This is a genomic window from Streptohalobacillus salinus, from assembly GCF_003201605.1.
GTDB classification, from domain to species: Bacteria; Bacillota; Bacilli; order Bacillales; family Amphibacillaceae; genus Streptohalobacillus; species Streptohalobacillus salinus.
Map to the genome: position 1 here is coordinate 17,027 of NZ_QJJR01000004.1, position 15,542 is coordinate 32,568.

The window sequence follows — 15,542 nt, forward strand, 5'->3', positions numbered from 1 at the left end:
TCCAACATGGAAGATGTTTTAAAATTTCCGCAGTGGAATTTTCTTGATCGGGCAGTTTTTCAAACACTTATATAAATGTTTGAAAAGTGTCGAAGCAATTGGCTTTCACTGTTTGATCAGGTGAGGAATGAAGGACTGAATTGAGAATCACTGCTACTCGGTGAAAATCACCTAACCAAAAACCGTTCGTGAGAATATAATAAAAAGAATGGAAATAGTAGAGTGGTTTGTAGTATAATGTACCGGATGAGGAGGTAGAACGTTGACAAATCAAAATGATGAACAAGAAAATAAACCAAATAACTTAAAAGAAAAAAATGAGCAAGACCCCGTTGTATCAAATGAAGAAACAACAGACCAACCGAGCTTTAAAGCTAACTTTTTAGTGCGGGCAAAAGAAGCAAGTGTTGTTCGTAAAATTGTCTTTGTTGCAATTATCTTACTAATTGTGGGGATGTTCTTTGCCGGACGTTTTATTTACGATTATATCACCGATGGATTAAATCCTGTTGACCCTGATAGCAATGAACAGATCAGCATCGAGATTCCTTTAGGCTCCTCTTCTGCTAACATTGCGGAAATTTTAGAAGAGAATGGGATCATCAATAATTCATTGATGTACCGTATCTATATTAAAGTTAATAATGTGACAGGTTTCCAAGCGGGTGAATATACGCTGTCGCCATCAATGTCCTTGGATGAAGTTTCAAGTGAACTTTTATCAGGTGTAATTATGGAGGAAGCACTTTATAATGTGACCATACCTGAGGGGAGGACAATTGAACAGATTGCAGAACTTTTAGAAAATGGAGCGAATATCGATCAAGAAGAATTTCTAGACTTGATGCAAGACGAAGAATATATTCAATCGTTAATAAACTTGTACCCAAGTATTTTGTCGGATGTTATATTAGATGATGATATTCGTTATCCACTAGAAGGTTATTTGTTTGCTGCCACATATCCAATATATTCAGAAAAACCTGCAGCAGATAATGTAATCCGTCAAATGTTAGATCGTACGGAACAAGTTTATCAGACACATTTTGCTGAGATCGATGCTTTAGAACAATTCTCTTTCCATGAAATTATGACGTTCAGTTCACTTGTTGAGCGAGAAGCCCGTGACGAAGAAGAACGAAGGTTAATTTCAGGTGTCTTTTACAACCGTTTAGAAGAAGGCATGCGGTTAGAAACGGATCCAACTGTACTTTATGCTTTAGGTGAGCACAAAGATCGTGTTTTATTCTCTGATTTAGAAATTGACTCACCTTACAACACATACGTTGTTTTTGGCTTACCTATTGGTCCGATCTCAAACTTTGGAGAAAGTTCTCTTGAAGCGGTCTTAAATCCAACAGATACGAATTACTTATTCTTTGTTGCTGCACCAGATGGTAACATTTATTATTCAGAAACATTTGAAGAGCATCGCAGAAAAGCAAATGAATATTTAGATCGTGATATTTAAAAAAAATCAGGGAATCTTCTTCCCTGATTTTCTCTGTAAACAAAGGGGTAATTCAGATGGATGCACTAATTAATCAATATATTTTAAACCTAGTTGGTCAACAATCGGATCATGTATTTGCAAGCATGGAAAAAGAAGCACAAGAGACATGTGTACCGATTATGGAACGCGACGGCATTGAGTTTTTGAAACAGTTGATTCGTCTGCATCAACCGGCGCGCATCTTAGAGATTGGAACGGCCATAGGCTACTCAGCACTACAAATGGCTGATGCTAATAAACGGGCTGAGATTGTAACGATTGAACGTGATGAAGAACGTTTTCAACGGGCGGTTGATTATGTGGGACAGTTTGATGTTGATCAGCAAATTGATCTCTTATTCGGCGATGCGTTTGAACATCAAGAGCTGTTAATAAATAAAGGGCCTTATGATATGATTTTTATTGATGCAGCTAAAGGACAGTATCAACGTTTTTTTGAAACATTTGCTGTGGCGTTAGGTGAAAAAGGGGTTATTATTACTGACAATGTTTTATTTAAAGGTTACGTTGTCGATGATGGCGCAGCTTCAAAACGTTTAAAAAAGTTGAGTGAAAAAATTGACCGCTACAATCAATGGTTAATGCATTTAGAACAATATCATACAGTCATTGTCCCCGTAGGAGACGGGGTCGCAATAACTTGTAAAACTAAAGGGGTATAACTATGACAGAAATTAGTGATCGACCAATTGTAATCGGCGTAGCAGGGGGATCTGGTTCCGGAAAAACATCAGTAACACGTGCAATTTGTGATCGTTTTGAAGATAAATCAGTCCTCGTTATTGAACAAGATTTTTACTATAAGGATCAATCTGAGTTGCCGTTTGAAGAACGATTAAGAACGAACTATGATCACCCATTCGCATTTGACAATGATCTATTGATTGCACACCTTAAGCAGTTATTAAAGCATGAACCGATAAAGAAACCTGTCTATGACTTCAAGCGTCACACGAGAAGTGAAGAAACAATGGCGATTGAGCCTAAAGAAGTTATTATTGTAGAAGGTATACTTATTTTGGAAGATCAGCGCTTGGTTGACATGATGGACATTAAGGTATTTGTTGATACGGATGCTGATTTACGTATTATTCGTCGGCTATTGCGTGATATTAACGAACGCGGGCGTACGATTGATTCGGTAATTGAGCAATACTTAACAGTCGTAAGACCCATGCATCTTCAATTTATAGAGCCAACAAAACGTTATGCAGACATCATTATTCCTGAGGGCGGCGAAAATCATGTCGCAATTGACTTGATGGCAACTAAAGTTGAAACAATTCTGCAAAAAAAGCAGAAAAATCTTTAATAAATATGTTGAATTTTAAAATATCTTTACAAAACTATTGAAATCACATCTAAAATCTGCCATAGTATGGATTAGTATCATTTCATTTTTTATGAAATGACATACAGATATAGATAATGAAAGCTATCGAAGTGGTAGTTTTGTTGTTAAAGGAGTGTAAGGAAATGGCTAGTGATAAAAGCTATTATATGACACAAGAAGGTTTAGAAAAATTAAACAAAGAATTAGAGCACTTGAAATCTGTAAGACGTCCAGAAGTAGTTGAACGTATCAAAGTTGCCCGTGATTTTGGCGATTTATCTGAAAACTCCGAGTATGATGCAGCTAAAGATGATCAAGCATTTGTCGAGGCTCGTATAACACAAGTGGAAACGATGATTCGCAATGCGAAGATTATTGAGAAAAATGATGCTGATTCAACCACCGTTCAATTGGGACGTAAAGTGATCTTTCAAGAATTACCGGATGGTGATAAAGAAGAGTATGTCATCGTCGGAAGCGCTGAAGCTGATCCGTTTGAGGGTAAAATATCAAATGATTCACCGATCGCAAAAGCTTTAATCGGTTGTGAAGTGGGGCAAGAAGTAAGTGTTCCAACTCCCGGTGGCGATATGCGCGTAAAAATAATTGAAGTAAAATAGCAAAAAAGTGGCCAAAAGGTCACTTTTTTTATGTTATGATATTGTATAATAGAATGACTAAACAGTTAGAGTAGGTTGAGCTGTTTAAGGTTGATTTTCTAATGACGTAAAGGCGCGTTAAAAAACGTTTGGAGGTACATGATATGAATGATTATGATTCAACGTATTCTCGTTCGAGACGGTTCGAAAAAAAACGCAAAAATCGCAAATTGCTTATTATTTTCGTATCCTTAGCAGTCATCGGCATCCTACTTTTTATTGGTTCACAAGTGACAGCATACTTAATGTTTCAAGACACAGACGCAAACGATGCTGTAGAAGAAACGGTGACGGATGAAAATGTAGAAACGAGTGAAAGCTCTAGTGAGGATTCGGAAGGTGAGAGTCAATCAGGATCAAATGAAAAAACGATTGATGAAGGTGATGAGGAAGAAGTGTCTGCGCCTGAAACAGAAGAGGCAGTAGAACCTAGTTTAAATCCAAATGACTATGAATTAACATTTCAAGAATCAAATGAAGACGAAAATGTAATCTCAAGTTATTCTTCTGCATGGCCAGCGATTGAAACTGCACAATCAGAACCGCATGTCACAAGTTGGGAACAAGACTCGGTTGACTGGCAAGAGATGCTGGAAGCTGCTACTTTAGCAACTGATATTAAGGCAGCAGATATGCTTTATTTATGGGTGTCTGGTAACGGTGCTGATTCAGTAAGTGCGACTTTTACCAAACGAGGAACGGATGAACATTTCCGTGTTGACATTGACTGGGTAGAAAATCAAGGGTGGCAACCTCAAAAGGTCGATCTATTAGTCGAACATGATCAGATGGATCGGTTTAACTCTGATTCTAATGAAGACGGAACGAATACTGAAGCAACCGAAGAAACAGACACATCTGAAACAGCCGAATAACGAATTGAAAGAGAAGGGACGTAACTTGCGTGACTATTGGAATTATTGGAGCGATGGACCAAGAGGTTCAGCTATTAAAAGATCATATGAACATCTCGAAAGAAACAACGATTGCAAACTGTCTATATATTGAAGGTCAACTCGATGGAATTGAGGTTGTTTTATTAAAATCTGGTATTGGAAAAGTGAATGCTGCACTGGCCACAACAATTTTACTTGATCGCTTTAAGGTTGAATGGGTAATTAATACCGGTTCTGCTGGTGGTTTAGATCAATCCCTATCTGTTGGTGATGTGGTGATTGGAAAGGAAGTAGTGCATCATGATGTTGATGTCAGGGCATTTAATTATCAGTATGGCCAAGTGCCTGGCATGCCTGAACGTTATCTGGCAGACTTACGATTGATCGAAGCAACAGAAGCAGCCATCAAAGATAAGAATGAAGTGACGGCTAAACAAGGATTAATTGCAACAGGTGATAGTTTTATGCAAACAGAAGCTCAGACCTATGTTGTCTTAAATCACTTCCCGGAGGCAATGGCAGTTGAAATGGAAGCGGCAGCGATTGCTCAAGTCTGTTATCAATACCAGGTGCCATTTGTGATCATACGTTCTTTGTCTGATATTGCCGGTAAAACCTCATCGGTATCTTTTGATCAATATCTAGACCAGGCAGCGACCCATGCGGCTACGTTAATCATGCGTGTAATTAAAAAAATCAAATAAACATATTCAAGCTATGTCATTCATTGCAGTGACATAGCTTAAAATATGCGTTAATCTCTGTTGTGTTGATAAACAGTGTTTGTCGTACGTTTTAAGGCGTGTTATGATAGTATAATGATAAAATGACCGTTTGTGTGTTTAGTCCCAGTAGATTGATAAAACCAAATGGATTTAATAGTTGAGGTGAGTATAACGTGTTAAAAAGATTTTTACCCGATCAACATGTCAAAGATATATTTGAAATCACACCAGAGTCGTTAAAAGAAAAGAACATTAAAGGTGTGATTACTGACTTGGATAATACACTTGTTGCTTGGAACGAGCCACATGCAACCGACAAAATAAAAATCTGGCTTAAAAGCATGGAAGATAGCGGAATTAAAGTGACCATTGTTTCGAACAATGATAAAAAGCGGGTCAAACTTTTTTCGTCCCCGTTAAATCGTCCTTATGTGTATCGTGCAAATAAACCGTTACGTGGTGCTTTTTTAAAGTCTAGCAAGAAAATGGACTTAAATAAAGAGGAGATTGTCGTCATTGGGGATCAAATCATGACAGACATTTGGGGTGGTAACCGGAGTGGCTTCCACACCATTCTTGTGGTGCCGATTTTACAAAGTGATGACAAGGCGACAAAATTAAATAGAAAAATAGAACGATTTATTTTACGTAAGTTAGAAAAAAGGGGTTGGATGAAATGGCAGGGATAGAAGAAAAATTGGTATGTCAAGGGTGCGGTGTAACCATTCAGTCAGACAATAAAGAAAAACCAGGTTTTGTGCCACAATCAGCACTGAGCAATGAACCAGTTATCTGTCAGCGTTGTTTTCGATTGAAGCATTATAATGAAGTGCAAGATGTGCCATATACTGACGGTGACTTTCTTGAGATGATCAGTCAGATTGCTAAAACAAAAAGTCTGGTTGTTAAAATCGTTGATGTGTTTGATTTTAATGGTAGTTTTATCAAGAGTTTGCATCGCCTGACGGGTAATAATCCGATTATATTAGTTGGGAATAAAATTGATTTGCTTCCGAAATCAACAAACCTTAGTCGTTTAAAACAGTGGATGAAAAAGTCTGCAAAAGATATGGGTTTAACTGTACAAGATGTCTTTTTAGTGTCTTCTAAAACAGGACGTGGATTCGATCAAGTGAAGCACGGAATAGAGTCATATCGCAATAAGCGCGATGTATATGTGGTAGGTTGCACCAACGTTGGTAAATCGACCTTTATTAATTATCTTATTAGTGAATCAACAGGTGCAAAAGATGCGATCACAACCTCCTACTTCCCGGGAACAACACTTGGTTTTATTGATATTCCCTTAGATGAGCGTTCAAGTCTGTATGACACCCCAGGGGTAATCAATCGACAACAGTTAACCCACTATTTATCAAGTGAAGACATCAAAATGATTACACCGACCAAAGAAATTAAACCACGGGTCTATCAAATCAATTCACAACAAACGCTCTTTGTCGGTGGATTAATTCGGATTGATTATATTAAAGGTGAAAAACAGCCATTTGTCTTATATTTTGCAAATAGTTTAAGTATTCACCGAACTAAATTGGAGAAGGCAGATCAGTTGTATTACACCCATTTAGGTGAGTTGTTGACACCTCCTTCAAAAGATTCAAGGGGAGAATATCCCCCCCTTCAAGAACGTACGTTTAAGCTTTCGGGTGAGAAAACCGACATCGTTTTACCGGGGCTTGGTTGGATTGCTGTGCCTGCAGAACCGATAACGATTACAATCTCTTCACCTGCTGACGTATCTGTTTCCATTCGGACCGCATTGATTTAAAGAAAGGACTGTGCCAGATGCGCTTATTATTAATCGGGTATCCGTTAGGGCATTCGATGTCGCCATGGATTCATCAACAATTTATTTCACAACATCAATTAAATGCAAGTTATCACTTAAAAGAAATTAAACCAGATCAGTTTGCACAAACAATTGCAGCACTGAAACAATCAGGAATTGATGGTTTTAATGTGACGATTCCTTATAAAGAAAAGATCATTGACTATTTAGATGATATGGATGAAACGGCGAAACGGATTGGGGCTGTGAATACTGTGGTTTGTAAAGATGGGAAATGGTCCGGCTATAATACAGATGGTGCTGGTTACTTGGCTTCTTTAAAACAACACTTCCCAGATGCTTTACACAGTGATACACGGATATTGATTATCGGCGCTGGTGGTGCAAGCCGAGGAATTGTGTTTGCATTACTTAACGAACCATTCCAGTCACTGACTGTGACGAACCGAACCGAGGCGCGTGCGCAGACGTTAGTTGAGCAATTAGAAAGTGATCGTTTGATTACCGTACAATCGATTACAGAAGCGGAACATAATCTAAAGAAGTTTGATCTCATTATTAATACGACATCTGTTGGCATGGACCCCCAAAGTGACGAACTACCACTTGACTTGGCTCAGCTCCAACCACAAGCGATCGTAAGTGATATTGTTTATAAGCCACTAAAAACGAAGTTTTTAACAGAGGCTGAGTCCATTGGTGGACAGATTCACTACGGCCATGAAATGCTAATTAATCAAGCAAAATTAAGCTTTCAACTATGGACGGGTAAAATTACAGACTTAACACCAATCTTACCTGAATACACGAAAAAAATTAAATTAAAGTAAGGATGACTAAATCATGTTAACGGGAAAACAGAAACGCTATTTAAGAAAAACGTCTCACCCACTACGTCCGATTTTTCAGGTTGGAAAAGAAGGCGTCAATGAAAATATGCTGATTCAAATAAATGAAGCATTAGAAAAACGCGAACTAATTAAGGTAAATGTATTACAAAACTGTCCGGAAGATAAAGATGACGTTAAAGAAGCGATACTGGAAGGTACTGAAGCTGAACTTGTTCAAATGTTAGGTAACGTGATAACCTTATACAAACTGTCAGCAGAGAATAAAACCATTCAACTTCCTTAAGGTGGCTTTTAAATGAAACGAATAGGAATTTTAGGCGGTACCTTTGATCCGCCACATATCGGACATTTAGTGATAGCTGATGATGTCTATCATGCATTGAATTTAGATGAGATTTGGTTCATACCGTCACAAGTACCACCGCATAAGCAGGCTGCAAGAGTTTCAGCAGCAGAGCGTTTATCAATGATTGAAGCTGCGATTCAAGACACGTCGTATTTCAAAGTGAATCCCATCGAACTAGAACGAAGTGGCAAGTCTTATACTATTGATACAATTGATGTTTTGAAAGCAATGCATCCAGATATTACGTTTTATTTTATTATTGGCGCTGATATGGTTGAATATTTACCGCACTGGCATCAAATTGATCAACTTGTTAAATCTGTCCAGTTTGTCGGTGTAAAACGCCCAGAATATCAACTGCAAAGTACGTATCCTCTCATTTTTGTTGAAAGTGTCGGAATTGATCTGTCATCGACGATAATTAGAGAAAGAATTCGGGATGATAAACCGATACGTTATTTGCTACCAACACCTGTTTATCAAAGAATTAAGGAGCGACAACTCTATGAAAAAACGTGAAGCATTAAATTTAGTTAAACCACATCTAACTGAACAACGTTTTCTACACACAGAGCGTGTCACTGAAACAGCGCTTGATTTAGCAGCGCGTTTCCATGTTGATGCCCAAAAAGCAATGCTAGGGGCAGTCTTTCATGATTATTGTAAATACCGTAATCTTGAAGAAATGAAACAGGTCATTCTGCAGTCAGCGTTACCTGATCTGCTATTGGAATTTCATCATGAACTTTGGCATGGTCCGGTTGCTTCAATCCTAGTTAAGTCAGAGTTAGGTATCGATGATGATGCCGTCTTATCAGCGATCTATTGGCATACAACTGGACATGCTGAAATGACTACACTAGAAAAAATCGTCTATCTAGCTGATTATATCGAACCTGGAAGAGAAATACCTGGTATTGATAAGATCAGGACCATCGCTAAATCTGATTTGGATGAAGCTGTTTTTCATGCTGTTCGCAATCAAATGTTATATTTAATCGGCAAGTCAAGAAAAGTATATCCAGAAACATTAAATTTATATAATGCGTTAGTATAATTGGAGGATTTTTAATGAATAATGAAGAACTAGTACAACAAATTGCAGAAGTGATTGATAATAAACGTGGACGCGATATTTTAGCACTTGATATGCGTGAGTTAACCACTGTAGCGGACTATTACCTTATAACAGATGCGTCAAATGAGCGTCAGGTTCAAGCCATCGCACGAGAAATAAAAGATCAAGCTGAAAAATTAGGGATCACAGTAAATCGCTTAGAAGGCTTTGACAAAGCACGTTGGATCTTGGTTGATTTAGGTGATATTATTTGTCATATCTTCCATCAAGAAGAGCGTAGCTATTATAATTTAGAACGTTTATGGGGAGATGCCCCTTTGGTCGATTTAAATTTAAGCGAGGAATAAAGAGATGGCTTATCAACAATTAGCAGTTATTTATGATTTGTTGATGGAGGATACGCCATACCAAGAATGGCTAGCTTTCACAAAAAAACACCTAAAACCCTCAGCAAGACGTGTGTTAGATTTAGGATGCGGTACGGGGAAGATGAGTGTATTGTTAAGTAAAGCCGGTTATCAGATGACGGGTGTTGATCTATCTGAAGATATGCTCGTTGAAGCAAGTCAACGCGCTTTAACTGAAAAACAATCCATTCAGTGGATTCAGCAAGATATGACCGCACTTGAAGGATTCAATAACTATGATGCAGTTGTTAGTTATTTGGATGTTGTTAACTATTTGCCCGATCTTTCGTCCGTGACTCAAGTGTTTTCAAACGTATATCACGCCCTTAATGACTCAGGCGTCTTTTTGTTTGATGTGCACAGTATGGGCCATGTAGAGAAGATGGTGAATGAAATCTATTCCGTTGTTGATGAGCGATATAGTTATATTTGGTTTTGTGAGCCAGGTCAATACCCTGGCGCCATGCGCCATGACCTGACCTTTTTTATCCAGGACGGGGAGCTGTATCAACGTTTTGATGAAGTGCATCAACAGCGCACCTTTACTGTGTCTGCATATATGGATGCCTTAAGACAGGTCGGTTTTAAAGCAGTACATCTTTATCAAGATTTCGAACCGAATGAACGCACGTTAGAAAATATCGATAATGAAGATGCACGCTTCTTTTTTGTCGCCAAAAAATAATAGTTATAACGATCAGCATGTCGATTTTTAGGAATATGCTGATTTGTTTCAATTAAAGCAGTGCCTCGAGAGGTGTACTGCTTTTTTCTATTCATTTGAGGTTATACGTTTAAGGCGACCTATGTTATAAAAGAGTTAACATATCGTTATGACATATCTCATGAGGGTGGGGACTATGAAAAGTTGGTTCAAAGATAATCACATTTTTGTATTGATAGTGAGCATCATCGTGTTCGGTTTATTGTTTGAGTTGATTTTAAAGCATTTATCGATTCAGACTGTGGAGTCAGAAGCAAACATTGACCAGACTGAAGGTCTTTCTCAGTCTGAAACGGTTGTCAGTGATAACGTTTCAGCTGTTGTGACCCAAACATTCGTTAGTGAAGAGACGATGTATGTCGACATAAAAGGAGAAGTGAATCAACCGGGTGTTTATCGGGTTAAGGGTGAGGAAAGAGTTGTTGATGTTGTAGAGGAAGCTGGTGGGTTCTTGAAAACAGCAGATTTGTCTAAAGTTAATTTAGCGGCACGTGTGAGTGATGAAATGATCATTTATGTACCTCATATTGATGATCAAGAAGATAGCGAGAAGTTGGACCTTTATTCAACAACGTTTCATGATAAAATAAATGTTAATGTTGCGACGCAAGAACAACTTGAAACCTTACCCGGCATTGGTGCAAGTAAGGCTCAAAAGATCATTGAGCACCGTGAAATCAACGGACGATTTGAATCGGTAAGTGACTTAACACAGGTGTCAGGAATCGGTGAAAAGATGGTCGCGAATTTTGAAGAGTTAGTAACTGTTCAATAATCAAGGAGGAATTCAGTTGAATCGAATATCATGGCATCAATATTTTATGGCGCAAACACATTTAATTGCCTTAAGAAGTACCTGTGAAAGATTGACGGTAGGGGCGACCATTGTACGGGATAAGCGTATTATTGCTGGGGGATACAATGGCAGTGTCTCAGGAAGTGCTCATTGTGTTGATGAAGGTTGTTATGTCATCGATGGTCATTGTGTACGGACCATTCATGCAGAAATGAATGCCATATTGCAATGTGCTAAATTTGGTGTGGCAACAGACAACTCTGAAATTTATGTGACGCACTTTCCCTGCTTACAGTGTTGTAAGTCAATCATTCAAGCAGGTATCGTGAAAGTTTATTATGCTAAAGACTATAAAAATCATCCTTACGCGATTGAGTTGTTTGAAGAAGCTAGTGTGAAAACGGAACATGTACCCCTGGATGCCGCAGCCCTTGATCTCGTGCGGAATTTAGAATAATTGAAACCTTGATGAGAAGCAGCGACAATTTGTCGTTGCTTTAATCTAGACAAAAAAGCGATATAGAGGTGAAGGGTGAAACATAAAAGTCATGTGTTTGTTGGGCTCATTTGTGGATTATATGTTTTCCATTTATATAACATGGGAAAGCCGTTTTTAGTTGTTTCTCTGCTTTTCTTAGCTTTACTATATTATGACCGACGATTGTTTTTAAAAGAAGCCCTTATAGGAGCCTTACTTTTACTTATTGTCTTGATCCGTTTTGATGCACTAAATCAAACAGAAGAACGCGTTCAAATGGTCGTAAATCAGCCGTTTACTGTCGAAATTGTTGAAGTATTGCATCATCGACATGACTATCAACAGGTGGTTGCCAAGCGGAGTGGTACAAATGAGAAGGTGATGATTAGTTATTTTGATACGATAACTACACCACTTTATCCAGGACTATTATATACAGTTGTTGGAGAAGTAGAAGCAATTGAAAAAGCGACGAATCCTGGCCAGTTTGACTATCACGACTACCTTAAAACCAAACAGATTCGAACACTTATTCAAGCAGAACGATTTGCGTATGATCGGGCGCAATTTTATCATGTTCCTTTTAAATGGCGAGCACAATTAATGGAACGTATGTCGGAGCGCTTAAGTGATACAGCGAATAAGTGGGTTCAAGCACTTGTGTTAGGAGAGAAATCTGACCTTAAAGAAGAAGCACAGGCGCTTTTTTCGCGTTGGCATATTTCGCACTTGTTAGCGATTTCAGGCTTTCACTTAAGTTTAATTATTATTGGACTTAGCTTTTTATTATCGAGACTATTGGGCATTACAAAGGAAACAATCAGTATCGTTCTTGTGGTGACATTTATTGTTTTCCCTTTTATTGCAGGTGGTTCTCCATCAATTGTTCGTGCTAGTTTAGTGGGAGGATTATCAGCGCTTGCGCTGATTATCAAGACAAGATTTGATGCAATTGATGTCTTAAGTCTGGTCTTTATCTTCCTAGTAGTTATCCAACCTTCATGGCTTCAGCAATTAGGGTTCCAGTTTTCTTTTCTTGTTACGTTTGCGATATTGCTGTCGCGACCTATACTCATACGCTTGCAAGATAACTATAAACAAGTGTTATTTATTGGATTGCTCGCGTTTTTAATGACGTTACCGCTACAAATTTTCCACTTCTATTTAATAAATCCACTCAGTCTTTTACTTAATCCTCTTGTTAGCGTTTTTTTTTCGCTGCTCTTTTTACCGGTTATCTTCATCACATTTGTTGTGGCGCATGTTTTTCCGATAGGCCTTTATCTTTTAGATCCTTTGATAATTGTGTTAGATGCGGTACTCATGAAGGGGATAAGTGTAGTTGATCAAAATCTCTATTACCCCTTAGTTTTAGGTGAAATACCGATGTATATTATTCTTTTATTAGGCCTTGTTACCTTTTTCTTAATGGTTGAAATTGAACGTTGGCGGTCACGAAAAATTGGATGGTGGTTAGTGTTATTGATAACCGTATTAGTGATCGTTAAAATACGTCCTTATTTAAATCCGTTTGGTCAAGTGACAATGCTTGATTTCACACAAGCGAATGTTTTAGTAATTGAGCGACCTTATCGAGAGGGGGTCATTCTTTACGACGTGGGTGGGACGATGTTAAACGATTATCAAACCCCCTCGGATGAGCTCTATCAAACTCGGCTAAAGCCATTTTTAATAAATAGAGGAATTACCGAAATTGATGCGGTTATTTTGTCACATGGCCATCATGACCATATCGGCTCTTTAGCTTTTTTAAGTCAAGACTTTAAAATTGATCAATTAATTACGAGTAACCACTTTGATGCAACGTTATTAAACGGCATTAATATTCCTCATATTCAAGTTGATCAAGGAAAGAGATTTGAAATACGCGGTCAGATATTTGAGGTGTTATCTTCGACAAGTGATTCGGCAGATGAAAACAATCAATCTCTTGTTTTAAAAACGACGATTGGTCCAAAGGATTGGTTATTAACGGGTGACATTACAGAAAAAATTGAGCTAGAAATGATTGTTCGCCATCCTGAACTTGACATTGATATCCTAATGGTTCCACATCACGGCAGTAGAACGTCTTCAAGTTTACAATTTCTACGTCAGATTACACCAAGTGTCGCATTCATTTCAGTAGGTAAGGATAATCGCTTTAATCACCCACATCCTAAGGTGGTTGAACGTTTCTTGCACGAGGGGATTGACCTTTATCGTACAGATCATAACGGTGCAGTAACCTACCGTTATCATATTAAAGAACCAGAAGGAAGCATTGAAGTCTTTTCTAGTAAGTAAGGTAGGAAACACCTCTTGTCAAACCGCATCATCCACGCTAGTATTAAAAGGAATCCTTCGACGTGTAAGACAAGTAAAGGATAGAGAGAGGGGGTGCGTCATTAGGCGGATGACGTCTAATGACCAAAAGATGAAGTATCTTGAAGCTAAAAAGCAAATGAACACTTTAAAGAAATCAGCGGTCTTTGTTTTATATGGTGAAGAGCGTTATTTAATAGAGTCAATGATTAAAGCAATAGTAGAGCAACGATTAACAAATGATGAGCAGACAGAACAGTGGATAACCTATGATCTAGAAGAACAACCGGTCGAAGAAGCGATAATGGAAGCGGAGACTTTCCCGTTCTTTGGGGATAAAAAAGTTGTTGTTTGTGAAAATAGCATGTTTTTAACTGCTAAGCCCTCGAAATCTAAAGTCGAACATAATAGTGAGATCTTGTTGAGTTATCAAGAGCAGCCTGTTGATTTTTCAACACTCATTTTAGTTGTGCCGTATCAAAAGCTGGACGAGCGTAAAAAAATTACTAAACAGCTAAAAAAGAACGCCACTTTTATTGAATGTCAAGCCGTTAATGATTGGGATATCGATAAATGGGTGACTCACTTTGAGGCACAGTTTTCATTAAATTTAGATGGCCAAACAAAGAAATTAATCCAAGAAGAGATTGGTCCGCGTTTGCAACTGTTAGAGAATGAAATGGAGAAATTAGCACTGTTTAAAGGAAATGACGAAACGATTAGTTATGAAGATGCGCAGGCGTTAGTCTCACATTTAGGACAATCATCAGGCCTTAAGTTAGTCGATGCTGTTATCGAAAAGGATATAAAAAAAGCCATAGAGATTTACAAGGATTTGAGTCGATCAAACGAGGAAGAAATTGCATTACTGGCCTTGTTATCGTCACAATTACGTACCATTTATCAGGTTAAAATTTTGATGCAAAAAGGTTATCAACAACAGCAAATTGCTCAACAATTACGCGTGCATAGTTTTGTGGTAAAGATGTCAATGGAGCGAGCAAAACGATTTACAATTGAAGACTTATACCGCGCAATTGATTATTGCGGAGAAACAGATCAGTTGATAAAACAAGGGAAAATGGATAAACCCTTAGCATTTGAAATGTTACTGTATCAGTTGATTCATTGGAAAGTAAAACCAGTCATGTAAAGATATTTAAGGATAACATTAGTATACTTAAATGCAAAAAACGATCCTCTTTAGAAAAGAGGATCGCTTTTAACGTTGGTCATTACTGGTCATTATGCACCAAGTTGGTTAACTTTTTTAGTTAAGCGTGATTTTTGACGATCACCATTGTTGCGATGAACGATACCTTTTGAAACTGCTTTGTCAATTTTTTTAATTGCATTTTTAAGTGCAGTTTTAGCATCTTCAACACTATGTTCAGATACGAATTGTTCAACACGTTTGATGCTTGAACGCATTTCAGATTTAACTGGTGCGTTAAGTGTATGACGATCTTCGTTTAAACGAATACGTTTTTTCGCTGATTTGATATTAGCCATTTATTTTCACCTCCACTTATAAACATCCATAAATATATTATGGAACAGATGATATTGTACCAAAGGTTGGGCGTATTTTCAATATAAAT

The 15,542-nt window shown here is 37.9% G+C and carries 18 protein-coding genes and 1 pseudogene; 18 read left to right on the plus strand and 1 reads right to left on the minus strand.

All coding sequences use genetic code 11. The annotated features are described in order from the left end of the window. Positions 1-262: 262 nt before the first annotated feature. The 18 genes and pseudogenes from mltG to holA all read left to right on the plus strand — a co-directional run bounded on the left by mltG (position 263) and on the right by holA (position 15,094). Positions 263-1,471 carry an endolytic transglycosylase MltG gene (gene mltG / locus DES38_RS04415; protein ID WP_110250894.1) on the plus strand — a complete coding sequence of 403 codons (1,209 nt, stop codon included), beginning with the start codon at positions 263-265 and terminating at the stop codon, positions 1,469-1,471. Positions 1,472-1,527: 56 nt separating this feature from the next. Next, complete coding sequence (locus DES38_RS04420; protein WP_110250895.1) at positions 1,528-2,175, plus strand: O-methyltransferase; 648 nt, start codon at positions 1,528-1,530, stop codon at positions 2,173-2,175. A gap of 2 nt (positions 2,176-2,177) precedes the next feature. Next, positions 2,178-2,825, plus strand: a complete 648-nt coding sequence (gene udk, locus DES38_RS04425) for a uridine kinase (RefSeq protein ID WP_110250896.1) — start codon at positions 2,178-2,180, stop codon at positions 2,823-2,825. 164 nt (positions 2,826-2,989) lie between these two features. Then, positions 2,990-3,466 (plus strand): transcription elongation factor GreA, encoded by a 477-nt coding sequence (greA, locus tag DES38_RS04430; RefSeq protein WP_110250897.1) that lies wholly within the window; start codon positions 2,990-2,992, stop codon positions 3,464-3,466. Positions 3,467-3,609: 143 nt separating this feature from the next. Then, positions 3,610-4,380 carry a YrrS family protein gene (locus DES38_RS04435; RefSeq protein ID WP_110250898.1) on the plus strand — a complete coding sequence of 257 codons (771 nt, stop codon included), beginning with the start codon at positions 3,610-3,612 and terminating at the stop codon, positions 4,378-4,380. A gap of 29 nt (positions 4,381-4,409) precedes the next feature. Beyond that, positions 4,410-5,105: a 5'-methylthioadenosine/S-adenosylhomocysteine nucleosidase gene (mtnN, locus tag DES38_RS04440; protein ID WP_110250899.1), complete on the plus strand. Its 696-nt coding sequence runs from the start codon at positions 4,410-4,412 to the stop codon at positions 5,103-5,105. Positions 5,106-5,299: 194 nt separating this feature from the next. Further along, positions 5,300-5,815, plus strand: a complete 516-nt coding sequence (locus tag DES38_RS04445) for a YqeG family HAD IIIA-type phosphatase (RefSeq protein WP_110250900.1) — start codon at positions 5,300-5,302, stop codon at positions 5,813-5,815. After that, complete coding sequence (gene yqeH, locus DES38_RS04450) at positions 5,803-6,915, plus strand: ribosome biogenesis GTPase YqeH (RefSeq protein WP_110250901.1); 1,113 nt, start codon at positions 5,803-5,805, stop codon at positions 6,913-6,915. Before DES38_RS04445 ends, yqeH begins: the two co-directional genes overlap by 13 nt. A 17-nt stretch (positions 6,916-6,932) precedes the next feature. Then, positions 6,933-7,766: a shikimate dehydrogenase gene (aroE, locus tag DES38_RS04455; RefSeq protein WP_110250902.1), complete on the plus strand. Its 834-nt coding sequence runs from the start codon at positions 6,933-6,935 to the stop codon at positions 7,764-7,766. A gap of 13 nt (positions 7,767-7,779) precedes the next feature. Then, positions 7,780-8,070 (plus strand): ribosome assembly RNA-binding protein YhbY, encoded by a 291-nt coding sequence (gene yhbY / locus DES38_RS04460; protein WP_110250903.1) that lies wholly within the window; start codon positions 7,780-7,782, stop codon positions 8,068-8,070. Positions 8,071-8,082: 12 nt separating this feature from the next. After that, on the plus strand, positions 8,083-8,652 hold the full coding sequence (locus DES38_RS04465) for a nicotinate-nucleotide adenylyltransferase (protein ID WP_110250904.1): 570 nt from the start codon (positions 8,083-8,085) through the stop codon (positions 8,650-8,652). Continuing rightward, positions 8,639-9,190: a bis(5'-nucleosyl)-tetraphosphatase (symmetrical) YqeK gene (gene yqeK / locus DES38_RS04470; RefSeq protein WP_110250905.1), complete on the plus strand. Its 552-nt coding sequence runs from the start codon at positions 8,639-8,641 to the stop codon at positions 9,188-9,190. Before DES38_RS04465 ends, yqeK begins: the two co-directional genes overlap by 14 nt. Positions 9,191-9,204: 14 nt before the next feature. Next, the gene (gene rsfS, locus DES38_RS04475) at positions 9,205-9,558 is read left to right on the plus strand and encodes a ribosome silencing factor (RefSeq protein ID WP_110250906.1); all 354 of its coding nucleotides are present in this window, start codon (positions 9,205-9,207) and stop codon (positions 9,556-9,558) included. A gap of 4 nt (positions 9,559-9,562) precedes the next feature. Further along, positions 9,563-10,303, plus strand: coding sequence for a class I SAM-dependent DNA methyltransferase (locus tag DES38_RS04480; RefSeq protein WP_110250907.1), 741 nt, complete (start codon positions 9,563-9,565; stop codon positions 10,301-10,303). Between the two features lie 175 nt (positions 10,304-10,478). After that, positions 10,479-11,117, plus strand: a complete 639-nt coding sequence (locus DES38_RS04485) for a helix-hairpin-helix domain-containing protein (RefSeq protein WP_170114330.1) — start codon at positions 10,479-10,481, stop codon at positions 11,115-11,117. Positions 11,118-11,133: 16 nt separating this feature from the next. Beyond that, positions 11,134-11,577: pseudogene (locus DES38_RS04490) on the plus strand (ComE operon protein 2); the annotation flags it as partial. 93 nt (positions 11,578-11,670) lie between these two features. Next, on the plus strand, positions 11,671-13,923 hold the full coding sequence (locus DES38_RS04495; RefSeq protein ID WP_110250910.1) for a DNA internalization-related competence protein ComEC/Rec2: 2,253 nt from the start codon (positions 11,671-11,673) through the stop codon (positions 13,921-13,923). 109 nt (positions 13,924-14,032) lie between these two features. Then, on the plus strand, positions 14,033-15,094 hold the full coding sequence (gene holA, locus DES38_RS04500; RefSeq protein WP_245881958.1) for a DNA polymerase III subunit delta: 1,062 nt from the start codon (positions 14,033-14,035) through the stop codon (positions 15,092-15,094). 92 nt (positions 15,095-15,186) lie between these two features. On the opposite strand, the gene rpsT is transcribed toward holA, so the two are convergent. Continuing rightward, the gene (gene rpsT / locus DES38_RS04505; RefSeq protein WP_110250911.1) at positions 15,187-15,453 is read right to left on the minus strand and encodes a 30S ribosomal protein S20; all 267 of its coding nucleotides are present in this window, start codon (positions 15,451-15,453) and stop codon (positions 15,187-15,189) included. Positions 15,454-15,542: the final 89 nt, after the last annotated feature.